This is a genomic window from Pseudomonas sp. R43(2017) (genome assembly GCF_002112345.1).
Lineage (GTDB): Bacteria > Pseudomonadota > Gammaproteobacteria > Pseudomonadales > Pseudomonadaceae > Aquipseudomonas > Aquipseudomonas kribbensis.
Map to the genome: position 1 here is coordinate 740,943 of NZ_NEHJ01000003.1, position 6,169 is coordinate 747,111.

The 6,169-nt window shown below is 56.2% G+C and carries 11 protein-coding genes and 1 tRNA gene; 7 read left to right on the forward strand and 5 right to left on the reverse strand.

Annotated elements, in window-relative coordinates; translation table 11 throughout:
* Positions 1-87: 87 nt before the first annotated feature.
* Together CAG02_RS11940 and CAG02_RS11945 are read right to left on the reverse strand one after the other, a co-directional pair.
* Positions 88-810 (reverse strand): 1-acylglycerol-3-phosphate O-acyltransferase, encoded by a 723-nt coding sequence (locus CAG02_RS11940; RefSeq protein ID WP_085710663.1) that lies wholly within the window; start codon positions 808-810, stop codon positions 88-90.
* 215 nt (positions 811-1,025) lie between these two features.
* Complete coding sequence (locus CAG02_RS11945; protein WP_085710664.1) at positions 1,026-1,715, reverse strand: crotonase/enoyl-CoA hydratase family protein; 690 nt, start codon at positions 1,713-1,715, stop codon at positions 1,026-1,028.
* A gap of 64 nt (positions 1,716-1,779) precedes the next feature.
* Between CAG02_RS11945 and CAG02_RS29810 the strand changes: the two genes are divergently transcribed.
* The 3 genes from CAG02_RS29810 (at position 1,780) to CAG02_RS11955 (ending at position 2,586) form a co-directional block, all read left to right on the forward strand.
* Positions 1,780-1,938, forward strand: a complete 159-nt coding sequence (locus CAG02_RS29810) for a hypothetical protein (RefSeq protein ID WP_170931584.1) — start codon at positions 1,780-1,782, stop codon at positions 1,936-1,938.
* Positions 1,939-2,022: 84 nt separating this feature from the next.
* Positions 2,023-2,112: transfer RNA gene (locus tag CAG02_RS11950), tRNA-Ser, on the forward strand.
* A gap of 153 nt (positions 2,113-2,265) precedes the next feature.
* Entirely contained in the window at positions 2,266-2,586 is a 321-nt protein-coding gene (locus CAG02_RS11955) for a YbjQ family protein (RefSeq protein WP_007959944.1), read from the forward strand.
* 54 nt (positions 2,587-2,640) lie between these two features.
* On the opposite strand, the gene CAG02_RS11960 is transcribed toward CAG02_RS11955, so the two are convergent.
* Positions 2,641-2,916 (reverse strand): hypothetical protein, encoded by a 276-nt coding sequence (locus CAG02_RS11960; protein ID WP_085710665.1) that lies wholly within the window; start codon positions 2,914-2,916, stop codon positions 2,641-2,643.
* A 243-nt stretch (positions 2,917-3,159) separates the two neighbouring features.
* On the opposite strand from CAG02_RS11960, the gene CAG02_RS11965 reads away from it, so the two are divergent.
* From CAG02_RS11965 to CAG02_RS29815, 4 genes are all read left to right on the forward strand, one after another.
* Positions 3,160-3,348 carry a hypothetical protein gene (locus CAG02_RS11965; protein ID WP_085701198.1) on the forward strand — a complete coding sequence of 63 codons (189 nt, stop codon included), beginning with the start codon at positions 3,160-3,162 and terminating at the stop codon, positions 3,346-3,348.
* A gap of 310 nt (positions 3,349-3,658) precedes the next feature.
* A complete protein-coding gene (locus tag CAG02_RS11970) occupies positions 3,659-4,027 on the forward strand; it encodes a bacteriocin (RefSeq protein ID WP_085710666.1) in 369 nt (122 codons plus the stop codon).
* A gap of 135 nt (positions 4,028-4,162) precedes the next feature.
* Positions 4,163-4,579 (forward strand): hypothetical protein, encoded by a 417-nt coding sequence (locus tag CAG02_RS11975; RefSeq protein ID WP_085710667.1) that lies wholly within the window; start codon positions 4,163-4,165, stop codon positions 4,577-4,579.
* Between the two features lie 120 nt (positions 4,580-4,699).
* Positions 4,700-4,867, forward strand: a complete 168-nt coding sequence (locus CAG02_RS29815) for a hypothetical protein (protein ID WP_167443766.1) — start codon at positions 4,700-4,702, stop codon at positions 4,865-4,867.
* 51 nt (positions 4,868-4,918) lie between these two features.
* Here the strand turns inward: CAG02_RS29815 and CAG02_RS11980 are convergent, their stop codons facing one another.
* Together CAG02_RS11980 and CAG02_RS11985 are read right to left on the reverse strand one after the other, a co-directional pair.
* Complete coding sequence (locus CAG02_RS11980; RefSeq protein ID WP_085710668.1) at positions 4,919-5,338, reverse strand: hypothetical protein; 420 nt, start codon at positions 5,336-5,338, stop codon at positions 4,919-4,921.
* Positions 5,335-6,169 (reverse strand): RHS repeat-associated core domain-containing protein (locus tag CAG02_RS11985; protein ID WP_170931585.1); only part of this gene is annotated, 835 nt, incomplete at its 5' end. The genes CAG02_RS11985 and CAG02_RS11980, both read right to left, overlap by 4 nt.

Consider the following 6,169-nt stretch of genomic DNA (forward strand, 5'->3'; position numbering starts at 1 on the left):
CAGCTTAGCCGTGTCGCTGCTTGAGAGTCAGTGAAATCTGCACAGTTCACCGGGCAAAAGAAAACCCGCACAGGGCGGGTTTCTTTTTCACGCAGCCTGAAGCTGCCGATCCATCGCATCGATGCACTCGCGCATCTGTTCGCGGCACTGGCTGATGAGCATGGGCATGTCGTCCATGGTCAGGCCGGCGGTAGGAATTGCCGGCAGCGAGCGTATGAGAATTTTCCCGCTGCGCCAGCGGTTCAGGCGCATGTGCTTGATGTAGCTGCTGACACACACCGGGACGATCGGTACACCGGCGGCGATGGCCATCTGGAACGCACCTTTCTTGAACGGCAGCAGTTCTTCGCCCAGGTTGCGCGTGCCTTCCGGGAAGACCCAGATCGAGGTGTCTTTGTGCTGCAAGGTGTCGGTGGTCGTCAGCATCGACTGGCGCGCTTTGTGCGCGTTCCCACGATCGATCAACACGTTGCCGGCCAGCCAGAACAGTTGCCCGAACAGCGGAACCCATTTCAGGCTCTTTTTGCCGATGCACACAGTACGTCGCGGCACCACGTTGCCGAACACGAACAGGTCATAGTTGGACTGGTGGTTGGCGATGATCACGCAACTGTCGGGCTTGTTCATCAACTGACCGACGTCGGCCTTCACTCGCAGGCGCAGAATACACATCGCCGGCAGGGCATAGAGACGGGCGCACAGACGACTGTTGTCCGGATTGAATGGCCGGCACAGCCCGAGAATCACCCCGAGCACACCCGCCAGCATAAAGTGCAGGCCCATCAATAACATACGAAACACGAACAGCATTTTCAGGCCCACCGGGACAAAAGGTGGCGCAGTGTACGGATGTGCACTGTTTTCGGCAATTGCCGCTATAGAGTCAGGAGATGGGCGATGTTTAAGCGCATGTTTCCGACTTGTCGGTCAGAGGCGTCCTAGAGCTGCCGAAGAGTTTTAAACCGCGAACGTAAGAAAAAGCCCGACACGACGGTCGGGCTTTTCTGTTTCGCAGCGAAGAGGATTCAGCCCAGGTGTTCCTGATCCTGAATGATCGCGTTATCCAGGGTTTCCAGCAGCGCCTTGCGCACTTTGAGCTTGGTGTTCTTGTGCGCGGTCATGTTGATCTTCTTCAACTGACGCGCGGCGGCGAGGGCGGCACCTTGCAGTTCTTCGGCAGAAACCACCTTGTCGAGGAAACCGGCATCCACAGCGCTTTGCGGATCGAACATCTCGCCGTTGATAACCGAGCGGTGGAAAGCCGAGCGACGCAGGCGATCACGAGCCAGCTCGATGCCGGCGTGGTGCATGGTCATGCCGATCTGCACTTCGTTCAGACCAATGCTGAACGGGCCATCGACACCGATCCGGTAATCGGCAGACAACAGAATGAACGCACCCTTGGCCACGGCATGACCCGGGCAGGCCACGATCACCGGGAACGGGTGCGACAGCAGACGGCGGGCGAGGGTAGAGCCGGCAGTCACCAGGGACACGGCTTCTTTAGGGCCGGCGGTCATTACCTTCAAATCGTAGCCGCCGGACAAAATGCCAGGCTGGCCGGTGATGATCACGATTGCACGATCCGCCACTGCCTGATCCAGCGCCGCGTTGAACGCCGTGATCACGTCCGGGGAAATGGCGTTGACCTTGCCGTTGCTCAGGGTCAGGGTCGCGATACCGTCTTCGAGGTGGTAGGCAATCAGGTCGCTCATGGCGCAATTCCTTATAAGAAAGATGGGCAGACGTTACCCACCGTCGCCGGTCAGGTAAAGCACTGTGACTGACCCGTCGGTCACCCTTGAGCGGCTGATCCGCCGCAACGTGCCCCACGACAAACGCCTGCATGCCTATATAGAAGGGCCGCGCCCACCCGAGATTGGCCGGATCGCCATGGCCAATCGACAGCAGAAACGACTTTTTCTCTTAACCGCATGAAAATTCTGAAAAAAAGTTTGCCATCAGAAAAGCTTTCGACTACATTAGCGCGCCTCGACAGACAGAACATGTTTGAAGAGATACGGTGAAGTGTCCGAGTGGCTTAAGGAGCACGCCTGGAAAGTGTGTATACAGGAAACTGTATCGAGAGTTCGAATCTCTCCTTCACCGCCAAATTCGATGTAAACAAAACCCCTGGTTTCGAGAGAAACCAGGGGTTTTGTGCATTCTGGCGTCCGGATTTTTTTGCTCACAGAGTTGGGTTCGGCTTCACTTTGCCGGGGCAGTACAATCGCGGTTTTATCTGTATGTAAAAGGACGACTTCCATGATCATTTCCACCACCCACTCCATCGAAGGCCGGCAGATCACGGCGTATCTGGACATTGTCAGTGCCGAATCGGTGCAGGGCGTGAATGTGATTCGCGATATGTTCGCCGGGATGCGGGACTTTTTCGGTGGGCGTTCGCAGACGCTGGAGCGGGCGCTGAAGGAGGCGCGTGTTCAGGCGACCGACGAGATCAAGGAGCGCGCGCGGGCGTTGCAGGCGGATGCGGTGGTCGGGGTGGATTTTGAGATCAGCATGCCGGCGGGAAAGGGCGGCATGGTTGTAGTGTTCGCGACCGGCACGGCGGTCAAGTTGCGTTGATCTTTGGTTTAGCGTGTGTGAGCCCATTCAACAGAATGGGCTCCCTGCCATGAATCAGCCCTGCGGTTTGAGTACGACAGTGCCTTTCGAGTCGTAGGTCAGGGGGGTATCGATTGCAACCATCGGCGTACCGCCAGGCTGAACCGGGTCTGGATGGTAGATGACGCCAGGTTTGCCAGGCTGCACTGGACTCGGTCCGTCCAGTGGCTTGATGACGATTTCACCCGAGGCAACCTTCTCCTTGAATTTTTCCGCCGCGGCTTTAGCGGCGGCGATCTGCTCGTCCGTGAGCTTTACAACGGGCATCGGTGGGAATCCTTTGATTTCCATGTTCTCTCCTTGAGATTCATTGCGTAGGAAAAAGGGCAACGGCCTGTGGTTGGGAATCTTTAGCTCCGTAGGACCAGTGGTCTGAGCATTGTGTTTAATTTCTGTAGGCCATTCGTCGGGCTTCGGGCGATCTGAATCACAAGTCCAGGAATGACCGGCTAGTCTAAAAAGCCTTGGAGGTCGATATTTTTTCAGGCAAAAGGGTCTTGCCGGTATCGGCCCGCTTTTGAAAGGGGTGAAGAGATGACTGATCCGTACATCGAAGACGACGGGGCTGAATTTCCATTCAACAATTGCGTGCGCTGCGGCCAGACCGAGTATCAGGCGGGCTTTGGCGAAGATCCGGTGCAGACCGGCAAGATCAAGTCGACAGCACCCAAGGGGCCGAAAGCGAAATTTCTGCCCAAGGTGACGACACGTTCCAGGAAGTAATCCGGATGCCACAGAACCCCGCCATTGAGCGGGGTTTTTGATTGCTGATTTTCTAGAGAAGCGTCCTACGAAAATTGCGGAATCGTCCGGTTTCTTTCACAAACTTTTCACACCGGTCTACGTAGGGTGAAGCCATCCGTTAGAAAGCAAGTCTCCAGCCCGTCTCCCCAGCGGGCTTTTTTTTGCCTGCGATAAAACCTTTTCTGAAATCGCTGTCCAATCGGCGCCAAGTGCGCTGTGGCACTGGACATTGCCGCGGCAACAGCATTCAATCTGCGCCCTTTTTCTTCCTTCTTTTGAGGTTTTCGTCATGCGTTTAACTCTGCCTGCTCTGGTTCTGGGGCTTCTGGTCGCTCAAGGTGCAATGGCCGGTGATGGTACCGCCGCACTGGGTGGTGGCCTGGGTGGCGCGCTGGGTAATGTGGTCGGCCAGAAAATGGGCGGCAGCAGCGGCGCGGCCATCGGCGCTGGCTTGGCCGGTGCGGCTGGCGGTGCGTTGGCAGCGAAGAAAGGTGCTCGCACCAAAGCGGCCATTGGCGGCGGTGTTGGCGCGGCAGGCGGTTCGATCATCGGCAACAGCCTGGGTGGCAAGAACGGCGCGACCATCGGCGCCGGCCTGGGCGGCGCAGCGGGTGGCGCGGTGGGTAGCAACCTGTCCAAGGGCCACAAGCGTCACTGATTGCGAATGCATGTCTGAAAAGGCCCGGCTATATGCCGGGCCTTTTCGTTGCTGAACGTTTTTCCGGAATCCGCCTCCAATTCCGTATAGCCCCTTCCGGGCGTACCGTCCCGATCCGGGACCTGCGAGGTCTGTATGCGATCGACATTAACTGCGTTGGTTCTAGGATTGCTTGTGGCGCAAGGCGCCATGGCTGCCGGCGATGGTTCCGCGGCGGTCGGCGGTGGTCTGGGTGGTGTGCTGGGTAACGTAGTCGGCGGACAACTCGGCGGCAGCACCGGCGCCGCAGTGGGCGCGGGCGTTGGCGGTGCAGCCGGCAGTGCCGTCGGAGCGAACAAGCGTAATCGTACGGAGGCCGCGATTGGTGGCGGTCTTGGCGCGGCGGGTGGTTCAGTGCTGGGCAACAGCGTCGGTGGATCTACCGGCTCGGCTGTCGGTGCCGGACTCGGCGGCGCGGCAGGTGGGGCAGTGGGCAACAGCCTGGGAGGCGATGGCGGAAAATCGCATTCCGGTGGCGGCCACAAGCACAAACACAAATATCGTCACCGCTGAGCAAGCGGAACTACCGAAACCCGGCCTTGTGCCGGGTTTTTTGTGTTCCCGCGTAATGCGCCGGAACGTTTAGCGACCATACTTTTCGAACGTCTACACGCTGAGCTTGCGAGGTGCACCATGACTCCCGAAACCGAAGGCAAGGAAGAAAAAGGCCCGAGCGGGTTGCCGTTTATCAATGATCCGGGGAATGAGGATCCGGGGTCGTTGATGGATGATGCGACGGTTCCGCTTTGGGAGGGTGAGGGGGAGGAGCTTGAGTATGAGGATTTTGATGATGATGAGTGATTGCTGGGCAAGCCCGAGGTGTGAGTATCGGCACTTCACACCTGGACCTAATCATTCTGGTTTTTTGAGGATGTACAGGTTATCCGAAGCAGACATTTTTTCTATCTTATTTAACGCCAAATACTCGTTGAATTCTTTTTTTAGTTCGTTTTTGTCGCAGTATTTTTTGTATTTCAAAGGTCTGTCACTGGCGTAAATGTAGAGACGCCAAATATCAAAGCCATCGATTCTATTGTTTGATCCGTAGTCGAAATCCACAGACTCTGTAGGGAAGTGGATAGCGCACCCGACACCGTGCAGTTCGTATTCCACGGTATCTGTTATTTTTCCGCATCGTTGTATCTGATTGGAGCGCCATAACCTCAAAATATTTCGCGTGCCAAAATTTTCCTCCAGCAGCTTCGTGCCGATATCTACTTTGTATAAAAAATCAGTTATTAGATCTTCAAGGGTACTGTCTTGTTCTCTCATCTTCTTCTGTGATGCTCCAATCTGTCGTGGCCAGTGTTAGCCGCCGATTCTAAGACTTCTTCGATAGTGTTTAGAATTCCTTTATGTTCTTTTATGTTGGTTACTAAATTTATTGTTACGTTAGTTGAGGTTTGCCGCGCAGCCGCTGCGCGATGGTGGCCATCTAAAATATAGAGGTTGCCGTTGTGTTCTGCCACGTCGATGGGGAATTCATTGTCATACCCGACAGTTCGCATGTCTTGTCTTAACTTTTCTACTCGTTTAGTTGAGCCTTTTCCTACTATTGCATGCGTTCGTATCAAGGTTTTCGCTTCTACCTCGAAAAAAATGGTAGGGGGTAGTGGTTCACCTTTGTATACCTTTGAACCACTGACAACATCGGGCACCGAACACCCCGGTTTATTCGGCGGTGGGCAGTTGGACGTCAACCCTAACGGATCCACCCACCCCGTCGGATTCGGCACGTACCGGTACTGGTTCAACCCACCCGCCAGCTTCACCGGATCCGGCGTCAGGTACCGTCCAACGTCCGGGTCGTAGTACCGATGCCGGTTGTAGTGCAGCCCGCTTTCCGCATCGAAATACTGGCCTTGAAAGCGCAGCGGCTGGTCGAGGTAGTCCTCGGTCGCGAGCTGCAGCGAGGTGACCTTGCCGTAGGCGCCGTACTTGGCTGACCAGACGATGTCGCCGCTGTAGTCGGTCAGCTCTTGCGGGGTGCCGAGGTGGTCGAGTTGGTAGTAGAACGGGCAGGCGCGTTTCGGGCCTTGGCCGTCGAGCATCGCCAATGGGCGGAAGGTGCCGGGTTCGTAGATGAAGCTGCGGTGTTGAGTC